The organism is Pantoea sp. GCM10028869 (assembly GCF_042666835.1).
Classification (GTDB): Bacteria; Pseudomonadota; Gammaproteobacteria; order Enterobacterales; family Enterobacteriaceae; genus Pantoea; species Pantoea leporis.
In genome coordinates this window covers 22,869-41,004 of sequence record NZ_JBHTGO010000014.1, presented here as the reverse complement: position 1 = coordinate 41,004, position 18,136 = coordinate 22,869, and the positions used below count along the sequence as shown (strand labels likewise).

The 18,136-nt window shown below is 53.3% G+C and carries 19 protein-coding genes; 2 read left to right on the top strand and 17 right to left on the bottom strand.

Annotation, left to right across the window (positions count from 1 at the left end):
- Window positions 1-102: 102 nt before the first annotated feature.
- The 4 genes from ACFQW4_RS23075 to tam all read right to left on the bottom strand — a co-directional run bounded on the left by ACFQW4_RS23075 (window position 103) and on the right by tam (window position 3,271).
- Window positions 103-618: a regulatory protein RecX gene (locus ACFQW4_RS23075; RefSeq protein WP_222234628.1), complete on the bottom strand. Its 516-nt coding sequence runs from the start codon at window positions 616-618 to the stop codon at window positions 103-105.
- 115 nt (window positions 619-733) lie between these two features.
- Complete coding sequence (gene recA, locus ACFQW4_RS23070; RefSeq protein WP_101762617.1) at window positions 734-1,804, bottom strand: recombinase RecA; 1,071 nt, start codon at window positions 1,802-1,804, stop codon at window positions 734-736.
- A gap of 93 nt (window positions 1,805-1,897) precedes the next feature.
- Window positions 1,898-2,392: a nicotinamide-nucleotide amidase gene (gene pncC / locus ACFQW4_RS23065; protein WP_192236520.1), complete on the bottom strand. Its 495-nt coding sequence runs from the start codon at window positions 2,390-2,392 to the stop codon at window positions 1,898-1,900.
- 102 nt (window positions 2,393-2,494) lie between these two features.
- Complete coding sequence (gene tam / locus ACFQW4_RS23060; RefSeq protein WP_192411990.1) at window positions 2,495-3,271, bottom strand: trans-aconitate 2-methyltransferase; 777 nt, start codon at window positions 3,269-3,271, stop codon at window positions 2,495-2,497.
- A 166-nt stretch (window positions 3,272-3,437) separates the two neighbouring features.
- On the opposite strand from tam, the gene ACFQW4_RS23055 reads away from it, so the two are divergent.
- Window positions 3,438-4,325, top strand: a complete 888-nt coding sequence (locus ACFQW4_RS23055) for a dihydrodipicolinate synthase family protein (RefSeq protein WP_377727907.1) — start codon at window positions 3,438-3,440, stop codon at window positions 4,323-4,325.
- A gap of 32 nt (window positions 4,326-4,357) precedes the next feature.
- Here the strand turns inward: ACFQW4_RS23055 and ACFQW4_RS23050 are convergent, their stop codons facing one another.
- Together ACFQW4_RS23050 and mltB are read right to left on the bottom strand one after the other, a co-directional pair.
- On the bottom strand, window positions 4,358-4,693 hold the full coding sequence (locus ACFQW4_RS23050) for a zinc ribbon domain-containing protein YjdM (RefSeq protein ID WP_377727904.1): 336 nt from the start codon (window positions 4,691-4,693) through the stop codon (window positions 4,358-4,360).
- Between the two features lie 85 nt (window positions 4,694-4,778).
- Window positions 4,779-5,861, bottom strand: a complete 1,083-nt coding sequence (mltB, locus tag ACFQW4_RS23045; RefSeq protein WP_101762612.1) for a lytic murein transglycosylase B — start codon at window positions 5,859-5,861, stop codon at window positions 4,779-4,781.
- Window positions 5,862-6,238: 377 nt separating this feature from the next.
- Between mltB and mutS the strand changes: the two genes are divergently transcribed.
- On the top strand, window positions 6,239-8,782 hold the full coding sequence (gene mutS / locus ACFQW4_RS23040) for a DNA mismatch repair protein MutS (RefSeq protein ID WP_137386334.1): 2,544 nt from the start codon (window positions 6,239-6,241) through the stop codon (window positions 8,780-8,782).
- A gap of 108 nt (window positions 8,783-8,890) precedes the next feature.
- Here the strand turns inward: mutS and ACFQW4_RS23035 are convergent, their stop codons facing one another.
- The 11 genes from ACFQW4_RS23035 to ACFQW4_RS22985 all read right to left on the bottom strand — a co-directional run bounded on the left by ACFQW4_RS23035 (window position 8,891) and on the right by ACFQW4_RS22985 (window position 18,090).
- Window positions 8,891-9,637, bottom strand: coding sequence for a GolD/DthD family dehydrogenase (locus tag ACFQW4_RS23035; RefSeq protein ID WP_101762610.1), 747 nt, complete (start codon window positions 9,635-9,637; stop codon window positions 8,891-8,893).
- A 26-nt stretch (window positions 9,638-9,663) separates the two neighbouring features.
- Window positions 9,664-10,917, bottom strand: a complete 1,254-nt coding sequence (locus ACFQW4_RS23030) for an MFS transporter (protein WP_377727899.1) — start codon at window positions 10,915-10,917, stop codon at window positions 9,664-9,666.
- A gap of 424 nt (window positions 10,918-11,341) precedes the next feature.
- The gene (gene rpoS / locus ACFQW4_RS23025) at window positions 11,342-12,340 is read right to left on the bottom strand and encodes an RNA polymerase sigma factor RpoS (RefSeq protein WP_007893257.1); all 999 of its coding nucleotides are present in this window, start codon (window positions 12,338-12,340) and stop codon (window positions 11,342-11,344) included.
- 48 nt (window positions 12,341-12,388) lie between these two features.
- Entirely contained in the window at window positions 12,389-13,504 is a 1,116-nt protein-coding gene (gene nlpD, locus ACFQW4_RS23020; protein ID WP_309833548.1) for a murein hydrolase activator NlpD, read from the bottom strand.
- A 172-nt stretch (window positions 13,505-13,676) separates the two neighbouring features.
- Window positions 13,677-14,303, bottom strand: a complete 627-nt coding sequence (locus tag ACFQW4_RS23015; protein ID WP_008104533.1) for a protein-L-isoaspartate(D-aspartate) O-methyltransferase — start codon at window positions 14,301-14,303, stop codon at window positions 13,677-13,679.
- Window positions 14,297-15,058 (bottom strand): 5'/3'-nucleotidase SurE, encoded by a 762-nt coding sequence (surE, locus tag ACFQW4_RS23010; RefSeq protein ID WP_101762607.1) that lies wholly within the window; start codon window positions 15,056-15,058, stop codon window positions 14,297-14,299. The genes ACFQW4_RS23015 and surE overlap by 7 nt, the downstream gene beginning before the upstream one ends.
- A complete protein-coding gene (truD, locus tag ACFQW4_RS23005; RefSeq protein WP_377727893.1) occupies window positions 15,039-16,082 on the bottom strand; it encodes a tRNA pseudouridine(13) synthase TruD in 1,044 nt (347 codons plus the stop codon). The genes surE and truD overlap by 20 nt, the downstream gene beginning before the upstream one ends.
- On the bottom strand, window positions 16,079-16,561 hold the full coding sequence (gene ispF / locus ACFQW4_RS23000) for a 2-C-methyl-D-erythritol 2,4-cyclodiphosphate synthase (RefSeq protein WP_061719965.1): 483 nt from the start codon (window positions 16,559-16,561) through the stop codon (window positions 16,079-16,081). Before ispF ends, truD begins: the two co-directional genes overlap by 4 nt.
- Window positions 16,561-17,277, bottom strand: a complete 717-nt coding sequence (gene ispD, locus ACFQW4_RS22995) for a 2-C-methyl-D-erythritol 4-phosphate cytidylyltransferase (protein WP_137386339.1) — start codon at window positions 17,275-17,277, stop codon at window positions 16,561-16,563. The genes ispF and ispD overlap by 1 nt, the downstream gene beginning before the upstream one ends.
- 3 nt (window positions 17,278-17,280) lie before the next feature.
- Window positions 17,281-17,598 (bottom strand): cell division protein FtsB, encoded by a 318-nt coding sequence (gene ftsB / locus ACFQW4_RS22990; protein WP_101762604.1) that lies wholly within the window; start codon window positions 17,596-17,598, stop codon window positions 17,281-17,283.
- A 171-nt stretch (window positions 17,599-17,769) separates the two neighbouring features.
- Window positions 17,770-18,090, bottom strand: a complete 321-nt coding sequence (locus ACFQW4_RS22985; protein WP_101762603.1) for a DUF3561 family protein — start codon at window positions 18,088-18,090, stop codon at window positions 17,770-17,772.
- Window positions 18,091-18,136 lie beyond the last annotated feature (46 nt).

The window sequence follows — 18,136 nt, the reverse complement described above, 5'->3', positions numbered from 1 at the left end:
TTTCGCTGGCAAACCCTATCCATCCGGCCTGCCGCTGACTGAGGAACAAAAAGTGGGAATAAGATAAATTTTCTTCAGTGGGAAGTAAAATCACATCGCCTTTCAGTCGTCACTATTTCTGAAAACAGCCTGAATATCTTCCATCATAAAGCCTTTCGACATTAAAAAACGCTGTACCTTGCTTTTCTCAGTCCAGGTTTGCGGTAAGGGTTCGCCAAATTTGCGTTTGGCAAGATCGGCTGCGCACTGGCTCCAGTCTACGTCGGTATCGAATAGCGCCTGATTGATCTCCTCACGGCCAATCCCCTTTTGCTGCAATTCCATACGCACGCGCTGTGGACCATATCCTTTACGTGCACGGCTTTGAATAAAGCGTTCGGTAAAGCGCTCATCGTTGAGCCAACCGCTCTCCTGACACCAGTCGAGCACTTTTTCCAGTAACTCGTTGGGAATGGGCGTATTTTCCTGCTGCTGCAGATAAGCCGCACGTTGGGAAGAGAGCTGCAATTTACGCTTCAGCTCTTCACGGCTATGGTCGCGCTGCGAAAGGATGCGCATAGCGCGGTCGAGTAAACGGGAATATGTTGGCACCGGTGCCGCAGATGGTGATGATGACATAGGATCAACCTTGTTCTAACAGTCGTGCAGGGTCGCAGGGTAAAGCAAGAAGGCAGAGAGGAAAAGCGCTGGCGGGGAAAAGCAAAACGGGAGCATCTCGGCTCCCGTTAATATTTTAGAAATCTTCGTTGGTTTCGCTGGCTTCTTCGCGATCATCCGCGGAGATTTTCGCGGTGTCTGCGGCGGCGACATCACCACTTAGCAGTAAGTCACGCAGCTTCTTGTCGATTTCATTCGCAATCGCCGGGTTCTCTTTAAGGAAGTTGGTGGAGTTAGCTTTACCCTGACCAATCTTCTCACCGTTGTAGCTGTACCACGCGCCGGCTTTCTCAACCAGTTTGTGCTTCACGCCAAGATCCACCAGCTCGCCAAAGGTGTTGATACCTTCTCCGTACATGATTTGGAATTCAGCCTGCTTAAACGGTGCCGCAACTTTGTTCTTCACGACTTTCACGCGGGTTTCGCTACCTACCACTTCGTCGCCCTCTTTAATCGCACCGATACGGCGGATATCAAGACGAACAGAAGCGTAGAATTTCAGTGCGTTACCGCCTGTTGTGGTTTCCGGGTTACCGAACATCACACCAATCTTCATACGAATCTGGTTGATGAAGATCAGCAGCGTGTTGGACTGCTTCAGGTTACCCGCCAGCTTACGCATTGCCTGGCTCATCATACGAGCGGCCAGACCCATGTGCGAATCGCCAATCTCGCCTTCGATTTCCGCTTTCGGCGTCAGCGCCGCCACGGAGTCGACGATGATGACGTCAACTGCGCCTGAACGCGCCAGCGCATCACAAATCTCCAGCGCTTGCTCACCGGTATCCGGCTGTGAACACAGCAGGTTATCGATATCAACGCCCAGTTTTTTCGCGTACACCGGATCCAGTGCGTGCTCAGCATCGATAAAGGCACAGGTTTTACCTTTACGCTGTGCAGAAGCAATAACCTGCAGCGTCAGCGTGGTTTTACCCGAAGATTCTGGTCCGTAAATCTCAACGATACGGCCCATCGGCAAGCCACCCGCGCCCAGCGCGATATCCAGTGACAGTGAGCCGGTAGAGATGGTTTCGACATCCATTGAGCGGTCTTCACCCAAGCGCATGATGGAGCCTTTACCAAATTGCTTCTCAATCTGGCCCAGTGCGGCAGCTAAAGCCTTCTGTTTGTTCTCGTCGATCGCCATTTCCACTCCTAATCATGCTGGGTGAGTCGACATCAAGTATGTCGCTCGTTCTGTTGCCGCTAATTATACTGTATGGTCATACAGTATCAAGTTTTAATTTATCAGAAATTCATCAAGCAGCGTTTGCAGCGCCCAAGCCACTGACTGACGGCGTACCGCATCACGGTTGCCAGCAAAGATCTGGCGCTGCGCTAGTACGCGTCCCTCTGGGCCCACAATCGCAAACCACACGGTGCCCACCGGTTTATCGGGCGTGCCACCTTCAGGACCGGCAATGCCGCTTACAGCGATGGCGTATTCTGCCGCTGCCGCTTTAGCCGCACCGGTAGCCATCTCACGCACCGTCTGTTCACTTACGGCGCCATGCTGCTGCAGCGTTGTCTCCTGTACGCCGACCATCTGCTGCTTAGCTTCATTGCTGTAAGTGACGAAACCGCGCTCAAACCAGGCAGAGCTACCGCTGATATCAGTAAATACTTTCGCAATCCAGCCACCGGTGCAGGATTCTGCAGCGGTCACCGTGGCCTGGCGTCTTTTCAGCTGTTCGCCAATGCGGTGACTTAGCTGCTGTAACTGTTCATCGTTCATCGCCTTCTCCCGTTGTGGCGCTTCACGTTAGCAGTAAATGGTGCGCTGAAAAGCCCTTTTCAACCTTCAGCCATCATTTCTGCGTAGTGGCTTCCAGATACCTTAGCCAGTTTTCACTGCAACCATAAACAGACGTGGGAAGGCTAACAAAACCTGGCCGTTACTGCGTGCGGGGTAAGCCGGAATGAGAGCCTGATGATAATCATGGAGAAATGCTGCCTGCTGCGTTTCATCCAGCCCCGCGAGGAAAGGACGCAGCCCGGTGGCACGCAACCAGGTAATGATGCCCTGCGCATCTGCCATCGGGTGATAATAAGTAGTGCGCCAGACATCAACCTGACAACCCGCATCGGTCAGCAGATCGTAATAGCGATCGGTGGTTAGCAGACGTTTGCGATCCGCCGCTTGTGGCGAAATCAGCGCCTGCCATTTTTCATTCGCCGCCACTTCACGCATCAGACGGTGCGATGGTTCTTCAAGATTATCCGGCATCTGAATCGCTAGCGCGCCACCGATGGCCAATTGATCAACCAGATGCGGCAGCAAGGTGTGATGCTCGGTCAGCCACTGCAGCGAGGCGTTGGCATAGACAACCTGCTGCGGCTGTTCAGCCTGCCAGCGACGAATATCGGCCTGCAGGAAATGGCAGTTGGGGAGACGTTCGCGCGCCTGTTCTAACATTGCCGCAGAACTGTCAATGCCGGTTATCTGCGCCTCCGGCCAGGCTTGTGCCAGTAGCTCGGTGCTGTTGCCGGGTCCGCAACCAAGATCGGTGGCAAAGCGCACATCATCGAGCGGAATGCGCTCCAATAGCTCGCGCGCCGGGCGGGTTCGCTCTGATTCAAATTGGCGATACAGCTGTGGATTCCAGTCTTGCATGGCAATGCTCCTGTCTTGGCTGAGGGGTTAAACACTACCTGCTTTTCATGCGTTTATAGAAAGAGAAAAGTGCGATATCTCACCTTTTTGCCCTCGTTAGCTGGTTAGCCTGTGCAGATGGCATTAAGTTAAAACGACGTTTCATTTTCCAACCAAGGAGCTTGATATGTCTGCACAACCTGCATTGCCCGGCGTATGGTGTCCGTCAGTAACTCCCTTTGATAGCAACAATAATCTGGATATTGATGCGCTTGGCCGCCATTTTTCGCGCCTGAGCCAATCAGGTATTGATACCTTGCTGCTGATGGGCAGTATTGGCGAATTTGCCTCGCTCTCGCAGCAGGAGCGCCTGTTACTGATCCGTGAGGCGCGTCAACTCTCGCCACTGACCATGGTGGCAAATGTCTCCAGCACCTGTATTGCGGACATGCTGCAACTGGCAGATGCGGCCTGGCAGAACGGATTTGATGCTGTGATGGTGCTGCCTCCTTACTATTACGGGCAGACACATAAACAGCTGCTGAGCTATTTCAAAGCGCTGGATACACAGCTGGGCGGCAAGTGGTTCGCCTATAATTTCCCCGCACGCACCGGCTGTGATTTAACGCCTGCGTTGGTCGCAGAACTGGCGGCAGAGCTGCCCAACTTTATTGGCATCAAAGACACCATGGATTGCTTGTCGCACAACCGCGCAATGATTGAAGAAACGAAGCAGGTGCGCAGCGATTTCACCGTGCTTTCCGGCTATGACGAATATCTGTTGCCCAATCTACTGGCTGGCGGTTCAGGTGTGATCTCCGGCTTGAACAATATTGTACCGGAGCTATTTGCCCGTGCGATGCAGGCCTGGCGGGCGGGCGATGTAGCGCAGCTCAGTGAGATTCAACAACGTATTGGTAAACTGATGGCGATTTACACTATCGGCGATGATTTTGTTACCACCATAAAAACGGCTGTTGCACGTCGATTTGATTCAATGCGCAGCGACTCGCGCAATTATGGTGGCGAGCTAACAGCGGAACAGTGCGAGGAAGTGGATCGTTTACTGAGTTGAAACAAACAGGACGGCGCAAAGCAGTCCCATAATTAATTCTTTTTGACGAACTCAGATTTGAGTTTCATCTGGCCAAAACCATCAATTTTGCAATCAATGTTGTGATCGCCTTCGACCAGGCGAATGCTTTTGACTTTGGTACCAATTTTCAACGTCGAAGAGCTGCCTTTAACCTTAAGATCTTTAACGACAGTGACGCTGTCGCCATCGGCTAACAGGTTGCCGTTGGCATCGCGTACCACCAAACCGTCCGATGCATCATCGGCGTTTGCCGCCCAGATATGGCCGCAAGATGGGCAGTTCAGGTTCTCGCCATCTTGCCAGGTGTAATCGGCGTGGCAGACAGGACAGGCAGGTAAGGTACTCATAAGCGCTCCTCAGAAGTCGGATGCGGTGAAGATGGCACCGCAAATGGGGCGCCATCTTATACCCTCACACTTTATATGGACAGCATTAAAACAGGCTGCCCTGACGTGCTTTAGCCACGGCTTCACCCAACTGCCACACCGCCATTGCATAGTGGGTGCTGTGGTTATAGCGCGTAATGGCATAGAAGTTGGGCAGACCATACCAATATTGATAGCTGGTGCCGAGATCCAAACGCAGCAAACTGACCTGAGTATTGCCGTCCAGCGATCCCTGCGGCGTTAACCCACTCGCGGCTAAGGTGCTGACCGGGTACTTGGTTTTAAAGCCATTCTCCAATGCCGGAGCCTGCCCGCTGGCTGGCACCGCAACGTTCTCGCCCGCACGCCAGCCATGTTCTTTGAAGTAGTTGGCTACGCTGCCAATCGCATCAACCGGATCCCAAAGGTTGATATGACCATCGCCATTAAAATCGACTGCGTATTGCTTATAAGAGGATGGCATGAACTGTCCATAACCCATCGCACCGGCAAAGGAGCCGCGCAGATCCAGCGGATCGTCTTGCTCTGTTCGCGCCATCAGCAGGAAGGTCTCCAGCTCACCGCTGAAGTAAGCTGCACGACGCGGATAGCTAAATGACAAGGTTGCCAGCGCATCCAGCAAGCGCGTTTTGCCCATTACCCTGCCCCAGCGCGTCTCAACGCCGATAATGCCAACTATGATTTCCGGCGGCACGCCGTAAACCTGCTGCGCACGCTGTAGCGCATCCTGATACTGATTCCAGAATGCCACGCCGTTCTGCACGTTATCCGGCGTAATAAACTTGTTGCGATAGCGAATCCACGCGCCATTCGGTCCGGTTGGCGGCGTATAGCTCGGGGCTTGCTGGTCCATCAGACGCAGCACGTAATCCAGACGCTTCGCCTGGCCGATAACCGCATGCAATTGCTCACGGTTAAAACCGTGTTTTGCCACCATTTGATCAATGAACTGTTCAGCGGCGGGGTTACCCGCAAAATCGCCAAACATCGGTTGAACCGCGTGCGAAGGTTCCAGCAAAAAACCGCCTTTCGGTGCAGGCACAACGGCGGGCTGCTGATGGGATGCAGGCTTACTGCTGCAGGCAGCAAGCAGAGTAATAAGCGGAAGAAGAGCAACCTTAAAACGCATTGGATATCCATAAGCCAGGTGAAACCGGAAGCACTCATGGTAATCGTTCATCGGGGTGACATACAGAGCAATATCTTAAAATTTAGCCGTTTCCCGCCCGTTTCCCGCCCGTTTCAGCCGGTTGCAACGCGAATTTGCGAAACCGCTCCACACTTTACCTTTTTCATTAAATTTTGCTTTTTACCGTTTGCGGCAATTTGTTATGGTCGGCAGCCATAAAGCCCTGCTGGCGGATGAAGGTTACGCGGCAAAAATGGTAATATCCCGCTTTCGTTATCCGCCCAAGTGATAACGACACTTCCGGGCTGCATTGACCCAGCCTCAGGTAATTAAAAGAATGAATGTTGAGTGAGAATGAGATGAAAGGAGCAGAGCAAATGGACTTTAGTGGCCATACGCCGATGATGCAGCAATACCTGCGCCTGAAGGCCGATCATCCTGACATCCTGCTGTTTTATCGCATGGGCGATTTTTACGAGCTGTTTTACGATGACGCGAAACGCGCCTCGCAACTGCTGGAAATCTCTCTGACTAAACGCGGCGCCTCTGCTGGGGAACCTATTCCGATGGCGGGCGTGCCTTACCATGCGGTTGAAGGCTATCTGGCGAAACTGGTCCAGCTCGGCGAATCGGTGGCGATCTGTGAGCAGATTGGCGACCCTGCCTTGAGCAAAGGCCCGGTTGAGCGAAAAGTGGTGCGCATCGTTACACCCGGCACCATCAGCGATGAAGCGTTGCTGCAAGAGCGCCAGGATAACCTGCTCGCCGCCATCTTCCAGAGCCAGCGCGGTTTTGGTTATGCAACGCTGGACATCAGTTCTGGTCGCTTCCGCCTGAGTGAACCCGGCGATCTGGAGACGATGGCAGCAGAACTGCAGCGCACCAATCCGGCTGAACTGCTCTATCCCGAAGATTTCCAGGCAATGACGTTGATCGATCAACGCCGTGGCCTGCGTCGCCGCCCGCTGTGGGAATATGAAATCGATACGGCGCGCCAGCAGCTCAATCTGCAATTTGGCACCCGCGATTTAAGTGGTTTTGGCGTTGAGCAGGCGCATCTGGCGCTACGCGCTGCAGGATGTCTGCTGCAATATGTTAAAGACACGCAACGCACGTCGTTACCGCATATTCGCTCGCTGAGCATGGAGCGTCAGCAGGATAGCGTGATCATGGATGCTGCTACGCGCCGCAACCTGGAGATAACGCAAAACCTGGCCGGCGGCATCGAGAACACACTGGCGGCGATACTGGATAAAACCGTCACGCCGATGGGCAGCCGTATGCTGAAACGCTGGCTGCATATGCCGCTGCGCGATGTCACTACCATTGCCCGGCGTCAGGAGTCTATCGCAGAACTGCAATCACTTAGTCAGGAGCTGCAGCCGGTGCTGCGCCAGGTGGGCGATCTGGAGCGTATTCTGGCGCGACTGGCACTGCGCACCGCGCGCCCACGCGATTTGGCACGTATGCGCCATGCCTTCCAGCAGTTGCCCGAGTTAAACCAACAACTCGAGGGCGTTGAGGCCACGCAGTTAATTAATCTGCGCTCTCAGATGGGCGAATTTACTGAACTGCGTGAGTTGCTGGAACAGGCGATCATTGAATCGCCACCGGTGCTGGTGCGCGACGGTGGCGTGATCGCTCCAGGATACAATGCTGAACTCGACGAGTGGCGTGCGCTAGCCGATGGTGCCACCGATTATCTTGATCGTCTGGAAATCCGAGAGCGCGAGAAACTCGGGCTGGATACGCTGAAAGTCGGCTTTAACGCGATTCACGGCTACTACATTCAAGTCAGCCGTGGTCAAAGCCATCTGGTGCCGATTCATTACGTTCGCCGCCAGACGCTGAAGAATGCTGAACGCTATATCATTCCTGAACTAAAAGAGTATGAAGATAAGGTCCTGACGTCGAAGGGCAAAGCGCTGGCGCTGGAGAAAGGTCTTTACGATGAGCTGTTTGACCGCTTGCTACCGCATCTTGAAGCCCTGCAAATCAGTGCGGCTGCACTCTCTGAGCTGGACGTGCTAGCAAACCTGGCCGAACGTGCATGGACGCTGAATTATTGCCGCCCGGTGCTGCAAGAAAAAGCCGGCATCCGTATTACTGCAGGCCGCCATCCGGTGGTCGAGCAGGTATTGAAAGAGCCGTTTATCGCGAATCCGCTGTCACTCTCACCGCAGCGTCGCATGCTGATCATTACCGGCCCCAATATGGGCGGTAAAAGTACCTACATGCGCCAGACAGCGTTGATCGCGCTGATGGCGTGGATAGGCAGCTATGTGCCAGCAGAAGAGACCGTCATCGGCCCTATCGATCGCATCTTCACGCGCGTCGGGGCTGCTGATGATCTGGCTTCCGGACGCTCAACCTTTATGGTGGAGATGACGGAAACCGCCAACATTCTGCATAACGCTACCGAAAACAGTCTGGTACTGATGGATGAAATCGGGCGTGGCACCTCGACTTATGATGGTTTGTCGCTGGCATGGGCCTGCGCTGAAAGTTTGGCGAATCGCATTAAGGCCATGACGCTGTTTGCCACCCACTATTTCGAGCTGACCACGCTGCCGGAAAAAATGGAAGGTGTCGTGAATGTGCATCTGGATGCGGTCGAACACGGAGACACCATCGCCTTTATGCACAGCGTGCAGGATGGTGCAGCAAGCAAAAGTTATGGTCTCGCGGTGGCGGCGCTGGCGGGCGTGCCGAAGGAAGTGATTAAGCGCGCGCGTAACAAGCTGAAGGAGCTGGAAGCGTTATCTGGCAGCTCCGCCGCATCCACAGTGGAAGGTTCGCAAATGCAGTTGCTGGTGGCAGAAACCTCACCGGCGGTTGATGCGCTTGAGGCACTGGACCCAGACAGCTTAACGCCGAAGCAAGCGCTGGAATGGATCTATCGCTTGAAAACGCTGGTGTAGTTATTCGCCCGCCCAGAAGCAACGTTCTGTGCGGGCCATTTTTTCTTTCTTACAATTCCCTGGTGTTAAGCAATTTCAGCGGGCTCATACTAATCAACTCGCCCGGCTTTAAATCACACTATATCCCCCATCGATCACTAAATTCTCGCCATTGACCATTGCCGCTTCATTGCTGCTGAGATACAACACCGTACTCGCGACTTCGTCAGGTGTGGCAAAACGTCGTGATGGGATTTTTGATTTCATCTGCTCCGCTCGCTCCCCATGCCAGTAACGCTTACCTAATTCCGTCTCAACCACCGTTGGTGAAATGGCATTAGCGGTAATACCAAACGGCCCCAACTCCGCTGCCAACACCCGCGTGAAAGACACCATACCCGATTTGCTGGTGCAATATGCCGCGTGCTCATTGAGTGCAATGACGCTGGCCTGTGAGGCGATGTTAATCAGGCGGCCAAAACCGTGTTCTTTCATATATCGAGCACAATGCTGAGCGAGGAAGAATGGCGCGGTCATGTTAATCAACATCGTGGTATTCCAGCTGGCGAGTTGCACTTCGCCCACGGATTCCAGCATGCCAATACCGGCGTTATTGACCAGGATGTCAATGCGGCCAAAATCATGGTGAATCTGCTCAACCAGTTCGCCAAGCGCTTCGACATTAGCCAGATCGAAAACGTAACCTCGCGCAGGGTTGTCCATCTTGCTGGCAACCGTTTTTACCTCTTCTGCGCGATCGATCATCGCCACTTGAGCACCCGCAGCACTTAAACAGCGGGCAATGGCGTAACCAATTCCCGATGCGGCGCCGGTGACGATGGCGACCTTATTTTGCAGTGAAAATGGTGTTGTCATATTGTGGTCCTTTTCATTGGGGGTATTTATTCGGATTCGCTGGCCGTGGTCTTGAAAGGAGCGTTACGCTCTATTTTTGGTTGGGGATCACGAATAAAGAATGTCATGACGCCGCCAGCAAAATAGAGAACGGAGAAAGTAATAATCACGTGCTTGATTTCAAATGACAGGCCGAACATTAGTGCGGCAACCGCCGGACCAATTAGATTACCGAAACCACCACCCAGATTTTGCACCGAAACCGCAGCGCCTTTATGCTGCGGCGCCAGCATCGGGAAAATAGCCCCCATTGGCACAAAGGAGGTAAGCGTTAAGGCTAATAACAGCGCGCAGACAATGGCTAACGCCAGATTACCTGGGAAAAATGAGGGTAAATAATAGAAAGCGGCAGTGGTAATCGTGCATCCGAAGAAACCAAACCAGCGCATTTGAAAAATCCAGCCAATACGATCGCCAATAATGCCCCAAAGCACATTGGTTAGTGGTTGAACCAGGAAAAATACGCCCCAGATAGTCGCCCACTCTTTAGTAGAAAATCCTAATTCACGGGTGAAATAGATCGGCATAAATACCGGCAGGCCAAATAATGCCACATTACATAAGATGCGTGTTATCAGCGCAAAGAACATACTGCGGTCTTCGAAGATCAAGGTTATTCCGCGCGATATTTCCCGCAATTTTTCTTTGCGACTGACGCCGTTACTATTTAGATTGTGTTCACTCTGAGTTTTAACCGTAAACAATATAATCACACCGCCCACCGCAGCAAACAGCAGTGAAAGCCAAAGCGTATTAATGAAACCAATTTCAGGCACCAGAAGGCCGGAGAGGAAGGAAGCGGTAATGCCATAACCAATGGTAAACATCGACCATATCCAGCCGGTTGCGGAGGCAAGTCGATGCTCAGGCGTGCGCTGCACTACTAATACATAGAATCCATAAAAGAACAGCGGATAAGCGAAGCCGCGCAACGTATAACTCACCAACATTAAGGTAAAGTTATTTTCACTTACGCCAAAATAAACAAATACGGCATGTAACACCATCCACCAAATAGCGCCGGTGAGCATAATTTTCTTCGGACCATAAATTTCACTGACGGCACCGGAAAGCCAACTTGAAACTGCTGCCGTTAACGCATAAACGGTGAAAACTAATGAAACTTGTTTTTCTCCATAGCCGAGATCGTAGAGATATCGGGAGAGATGAGCCAGTTCGATGCCATCGCCGGTCATGAAGATGGCCATCGCAATATATCCCCATAGCAGAGATATTGGCATCCCAAAAACCACTCTGGAGTATTGTGACTTTGTACTGCTGCTTTGCACACACATTGTTCTTCTCACTCCCTTTTAGTTATTCATTGCTTGAATATCCTGGTGATACAGCGAGCAAGAAAATGGCATAGCACCATGTTAAAAACTTTTATCAGAGTGACACGGAGAAAAGAAATAAGGCAAAATTGCAAAGAAAGTCGTGCGCAACATTACAATTCTCTAAATGAGAGCAAGATAAATTGAGCATTTATTAGATGTTTAATTAACATCTAATGGATTTAATTTACGTTTATCTATTTAGGTGAGGGTTTAAGTGATAGCGTTAAAAGATTTTACTTTGATCAATTAACAAGTGCTGTATGTATATTTTAACCAATAAAAAAGCGGTGGTTTTCACCACCGCTTCTTGTATTAACCACGTATTCTGTTATTCACGAAACAGTGCTTCGATGTTCAAACCTTGCGTCTGCAGAATCTCACGCAGACGACGCAGTCCTTCCACCTGAATCTGACGTACGCGTTCACGGGTCAACCCGATTTCACGACCGACATCTTCGAGCGTTGCCGCTTCGTAGCCTAACAGGCCGAAACGACGCGCCAGCACTTCACGCTGCTTGGCATTCAGTTCAAACAACCACTTAACGATGCTCTGTTTCATATCATCGTCTTGCGTGGTGTCTTCTGGACCGTTGTCTTTCTCATCGGCCAGGATATCCAGCAGCGCTTTTTCGGAATCGCCACCCAAAGGTGTATCGACCGAGGTAATGCGCTCATTGAGACGCAGCATACGGCTCACGTCATCAACAGGCTTGTCTAGCTGCTCGGCAATCTCTTCAGCACTTGGCTCATGATCAAGCTTGTGCGAAAGTTCACGCGCGGTACGCAGGTAAACATTTAACTCTTTAACGATGTGGATTGGCAGACGGATGGTACGGGTTTGATTCATAATCGCCCGTTCAATTGTCTGACGAATCCACCACGTGGCGTAAGTTGAGAAACGGAACCCACGTTCTGGGTCAAACTTCTCTACGGCGCGAATCAAGCCGAGATTACCCTCTTCAATCAGATCCAGCAGCGCCAGACCACGATTGCTATAACGACGGGCAATCTTTACTACCAAGCGTAAGTTACTTTCAATCATGCGGCGGCGAGATGGAATGTCACCCCGCAGTGCACGGCGCGCAAAGAAGACTTCTTCTTCTGCCGTCAGCAGCGGTGAATAACCAATCTCTCCGAGGTAAAGCTGCGTCGCATCCAAAACGCGTTGCGTCGCACCCTGTGACAACAGCTCTTCTTCCGCTACGTCGTTGTTATCACCAGGTTCGTTCTCAACGAGAGCCTTCTCATCAAAAACCTCAGCTCCGTTGTTTTCCTCGAATTCCGCATCTTCATGTAAATCGTTAACTTTCAGCGTATTCTGGTTCATTAGCGGCTCCTACCCGTGATCCAAGGGCAGAACCAAGGTTCTGCCGGATTATCGCTGCGGTAAATAACGCAACGGGTTTACGGATTTCCCCTTGTAACGAATTTCAAAGTGCAATCGTACTGAACTGGTACCGGTGCTACCCATGGTAGCGATTTTTTGCCCCGCCTTAACTTCCTGTTGTTCCCGGACCAGCATAGAGTCGTTATGGGCGTAGGCGCTCAGGTAGTCATCATTGTGTTTGATGATGATTAAATTACCGTACCCACGGAGCGCGTTGCCTGCGTACACCACTCTTCCCGAAGCTGTGGCGACAACAGGTTGTCCACGCGAACCGGCGATATCGACCCCTTTATTTCCGCCTTCCGCAGCGGAGAAGTTATCGATGATCTTCCCATCAGTCGGCCAACGCCAGCTTCCCACTGGAGTTGTGCTATTAGTCGTGCTGCTGACTGTAGGTGGTGCGACAACCGGAGCTGTGGTCGTTGCCACATTATTTGCTCCTTTCGACGGCAGCAATTTGCTACCCGACGAATTACCCGAATCATCAGAATACGTAATAACAGGTTGCTGTGCAACAGGGGTGGATTTAATTTGCGTCTGGCTCGGTGTAACTGGCACGCCGCCCTGCGTTGCATCGGCGGCAGTAATCGCGTTTCCACCGGTAATGGTCTGGCCGTTACCATTACCAACCTGCAGCGTTTGCCCAGCGTTCAAGCCATACGGGGCTGCAATATTGTTACGCTGTGCCAGATCGCGAAAATCGTTGCCGGTAATCCAGGCAATGTAGAACAGGGTATCGCCACGTTTAACGGTATAGGTTTCACCACCGTAGCTACCTTTAGGAATATTCCCATAATTGCGATTGTACACAATGCGACCATTTTCCGTGGCCACATTGTTATTGTCACTTACCATTCCACCTGACGGTTGTGCCGATGGTGTGCCGCCGCTTAACATTCCGCCACGTGGCATCGCGGGCACAGCGCTGTTTTGCGAAGAGATCATGCCGCCGACTGGGGCTGAAGCCATACCGCTATCGCCGCTATTGCCACCAATCTGGCTAATGGGTGCCTGTGTATTATCGCCAGAACTACAGCCCGCCAGCCAAAAACCTACCAAAGAAAGTGCCGCCAAACGGCGTAATTGAAATGCTGTGCTTCCCATGCTCACTGATCCCCCGTGATGGCAACCCTGAATATAAATGTGTAACGGCGTTAACCGCATTATCCACTGCGCGTAACGTTAAAAACGGTTTTTAGCATTGATAAACAAGGATAGTAACAATATCAACTGTGCCGTGCCATGTAACAGTTGTGAAGAATTGCGTAATGCTGTCCTAGGCCAGATCGCCCTGAACCAACGGCACAAAGCGCACGGGTTCGATGATTTCTTCAATCAATTCATCGCCCTGACGACGCAAACGCTTCAATACCTGCTGATCCTCACCAACCGGCAGCACCATTTTGCCGCCGTCACCTAATTGCGCTATCAGCAAAGTCGGAATTTCAGGCGGTGCGGCGGTCACGATAATGGCATCAAACGGACCTCGCGTCGCCCAGCCCTGCCAGCCATCGCCATGCCGGGTAGAGATATTATGCAGATCGAGTTGCTTGAGGCGACGCTTAGCCTGCCACTGCAAGCCCTTGATGCGTTCGACGGAATAAACATGATTAACCAGATGCGCCAGAATCGCGGTCTGATAGCCAGAACCGGTGCCGATTTCCAGCACGCGCGATTCCGGCGTGAGCTCTAACAAGGCGGTCATGCGCGCCACCATGTAAGGCTGAGAGATGGTCTGGCCGTTGCCAATCGGCAGCGCAACGTTTTCCCACGCTTTATGCTCAAACGCCTCATCGATAAAACGCTCACGAGGCACATCGGCAATGGCTTTCAGCAGGTGTTCATCATGAATGCCCTGCGCGCGCAGCTGCTCCAAAAGCGTTTCGATGCGGCGATTCACCATGCGAGTTTTACCTCTGCCTGGGTCAGCCAGTCACTCAATACTTCTTGTGCAGCATGCGCGGTCAAATCCACATGCAGCGCGGTCAACGAAACGTAGCCCGCATCCACCGCAGCGAAATCGGTATCCGGGCCTGCATCCAGCTTTTGCCCCGGCGGGCCAATCCAGTAAAGCGGCTGGCCGCGCGGGTCTTCGGTGCAGATAACCTGATCGGCGGGATGGCGGCTGCCGCAGCGGGTCACGCGGAAACCTTTGATCTCCGCTAACGGCAAATCAGGCACGTTGATATTGAGAATACGGCCGGTACGCAGCGGAGCGCGCGACAGCGCACGTAACAGCGTACAAGTGATGGATGCGGCGGTGTCGTAATGCTGATGTCCGTTGAGCGAAACGGCGAGCGCAGGCAAGCCAAGATGGCGCCCTTCCATTGCCGCAGCGACGGTACCGGAGTAAATCACATCGTCGCCAAGGTTTGGACCGGCGTTGATGCCGGACACGACGATATCGGGACGCGGCTGCATCAGCTTGTTCACGCCGAGGAACACGCAGTCGGTCGGCGTGCCCATCTGCAACGCGATATCGCCGTTTTCATGTGTAAAGGTACGCAGCGGCGTCTCCAGCGTGAGCGAGTTAGATGCGCCGCTACGATTGCGATCGGGCGCGACAACCTGCACCTCGGCAAACTCACGTAAAGCACGCGCCAGCGTCTGAATACCTGGCGCATGAATTCCATCATCGTTACTCAGCAATATCCGCATTGTTACCTTCTTGTTGGAGAAGCTCACGCACCACGCTGGTGGCAAAACTGCCCGCGGGCAGCCAGAACTGCATCTCCAGCGTCACATCGTCCCACCATTCCCAGCGCAGATCCTTTGGCACCACCAGCATTGCACGACGCGCGGCATCAACCCGCTCGCGCTCAAGCAGTGTAATCAATTCTTCTGCGCCTGCCAGGCTCTGCTGCTCAAAAAGCAGCGCGTCGCCTTGCGGACCCGCATCACCGCGACCCGGCAGCGGCGCAGTGATGCGCAGTTGATGATTATCGATGCGCTGCTGCACGTCAGGCAACTCTTCCGCCTGCGCCACGAACCAGCTGCCGCGACCGGCCAGCTGTACCGCATCGCCCACCTGCACCACATCCAGTGCGCCATCACGCTGCAAACGCGCGCTGGTCACCTGATTAAACAGATGACTGCGGGTCGCTGACAACAGCAAACCTTTCATATTGCGATCGCGCGGACGGAATGTCTCTTGCGCCCACTGTTTCGCCTGCGTTAGGTTGTTGCCGCCACGACCAAAGCGCTGCTCACCAAAGTAGTTCGGCACGCCGCGCTGTTGAATCTGCTGTAAACGTGCGTCGACTTCACGGCGATCGGAGATCTGACGCACCACTAAGCGGAACGCATTGCCCGCCAGCGCGCCGGTACGCAGTTTGCGTTTGTGGCGAATCACCTGCAGGATTTCAACGCCTTCCAGCTGGAATCCGGCCAGATTCGGCATGCCATTGCCGGGCACGCGGAAACAGAGCGTTTGCTCGGTGACGGCATGACGATCTTTCATGCCGGCGTAGCTAAGGTCACGCACCGGCACGCCGAGAAATTTGGCGATGGCTTCAGCGACAAAGCGCGTATTGCAGCCAATTTTACGGATGCGCACCAACAGCTGTTCACCTTCGCCATCATAGGGATAGCCAAGATCTTCAATCACCACGAAATCTTCGGGATTGGCTTTTATGACGCCGGTGGCAGTCGGCACGCCGTGCAGGTAATGCAGTTCACTCATGCCTGATCGGCCTTTATCAGCAGCGCAACCGCTTCACAGGCAATGCCTTCGCCACGCCCGGTAAAGCCCAGCTTTTCGGTGGTGGTGGCTTTGACGTTGACGTCATCCATATGGCAACCGAGATCTTCGGCGATATTGACGCGCATCTGCGGCACATGCGGCAACATTTTCGGTGCCTGCGCAATGATGGTCACATCAACGTTACCGATGCGATAGCCTTTCAGCTGAATCCGACGCCAGGCTTCGCGCAGCAAACCGCGGCTGTCAGCGCCTTTAAACGCCGGATCGGTATCCGGGAACAACTTGCCAATATCGCCCATCGCCACCGCGCCGAGCAAGGCATCCGTCAACGCATGCAGCGCCACATCACCATCAGAATGGGCAATAAAACCGTGTTCGAAGGGAATACGCACCCCGCCAATCACTAACGGACCTTCGCCGCCAAAAGCGTGAACGTCAAAACCGTGACCGATACGCATCATGCGCTCTCCTGTAACTGAATCTGGGTAAGATAGAAGGCCGCCAGCGCCAGATCTTCTGGCCGCGTCACCTTAATATTGTCGCTGCGTCCACTCACCAATTCCGGGTGATAACCGCAATACTCCAGCGCCGACGCTTCATCGGTAATGGTAGCGCCTTCATGGAGTGCGCGCGTCAGGCAAGCGGTGAGCAGTTGATGCGGGAAAAATTGCGGCGTTAACGCGTGCCATAAATCCTCGCGTTCAACGGTGTGGGCGATGGCGGTTTTGCCCGGTTCGGCGCGTTTCATGGTGTCGCGCACCGGCGCCGCCAGAATTCCGCCAACCTTGCTGTACTCACGTACCGCCAGCAGACGTGCTAAATCGTCCGGATGCAGGCAAGGACGCGCGGCGTCATGCACCAGCACCCATTCGCTGTGGTGAATGGCGTTTAAGCCCGCCAGCACTGATTCGGCGCGCGTGTCGCCACCGGTCACGCGGAGAATACGGGAATCCTGCGCCAGCGGCAGTGAATCGAACCAGCCATCATCATTGCTGACCGGCACAATCACCTGTTTTACCGCAGGATGTGCCAGCAGACGAGCGACGCTGTGTTCAAGAAGGGTGAATTGACCAATGGTCAGATACTGTTTTGGGCAGGCAGCCTGCATTCGGCTGCCCACACCTGCGGCGGGCACCACGGCAATCACATCCGCAAGGATCGGGCGCTTGTTCATGGCTTATCGTTGTTGATTTTGCGCAGCTTGTTGCGCGTTACGTTTGTTCTGGTCTGGCACCAGACGATAGAAAGTCTCACCGGGCTTAATCATGCCCAGTTCATTACGTGCGCGTTCTTCGATCGCTTCAGAGCCGCCATTGAGATCGTCAATTTCGGCGAATAGCTGATCGTTACGCGCTTTAAGCTTGGCGTTATTCGCCTGTTGTGTCGCGACGTCTTCGTTGACGCGCGTATAGTCATGAATACCGTTCTTACCCAGCCACAGGGAATATTGAAGCCATCCCAGCAGCACGAGTAGCAGTAACGTCAGTTTTCCCATCCCCGCCCCCTGAAAAACGGCCCAATCATCCCATAACTTGACGCTGGACTCCACTGCGACGGCGAAAATGCCGCGCACGGGCGTTTAGCCGTGCAAATAATGCCAGAGTGGGAGGCGAGACGGCAGGTAAAGTTTTGTAACCTGCCGATGCGTTTGCACATCAGCTGGGCGTTACCAACCGGAGAGAAATGAGAACAGCAGCCAGAACAAGCACACCACCACAATCGCCGTGGCGATCCCGCTCCAGAATAAATGAGTGCGGATCATCAGGCTGAGCACGATACCAATCAGTACCGAAACCGGCAGCAGCGCGAGGAAGAATGGCCAGGTGTAGAGGAAGAAGAACAGCGTGTTGGAGCCGTAGAGCATGAACGGAATCGCCAGTGCGCACCAGTACGAGAGAAAGCCAAACACGCCGCCCGGCAGTGATGAGCGAGACTCATCCGGGGTGCGTTCATCTTTACGGGCTAGCATGGGCGTTACGTTCTGCATAGAGATCCTGTTGACGCTAAGCGCGGCAAACCCAAAGGGATTTGCC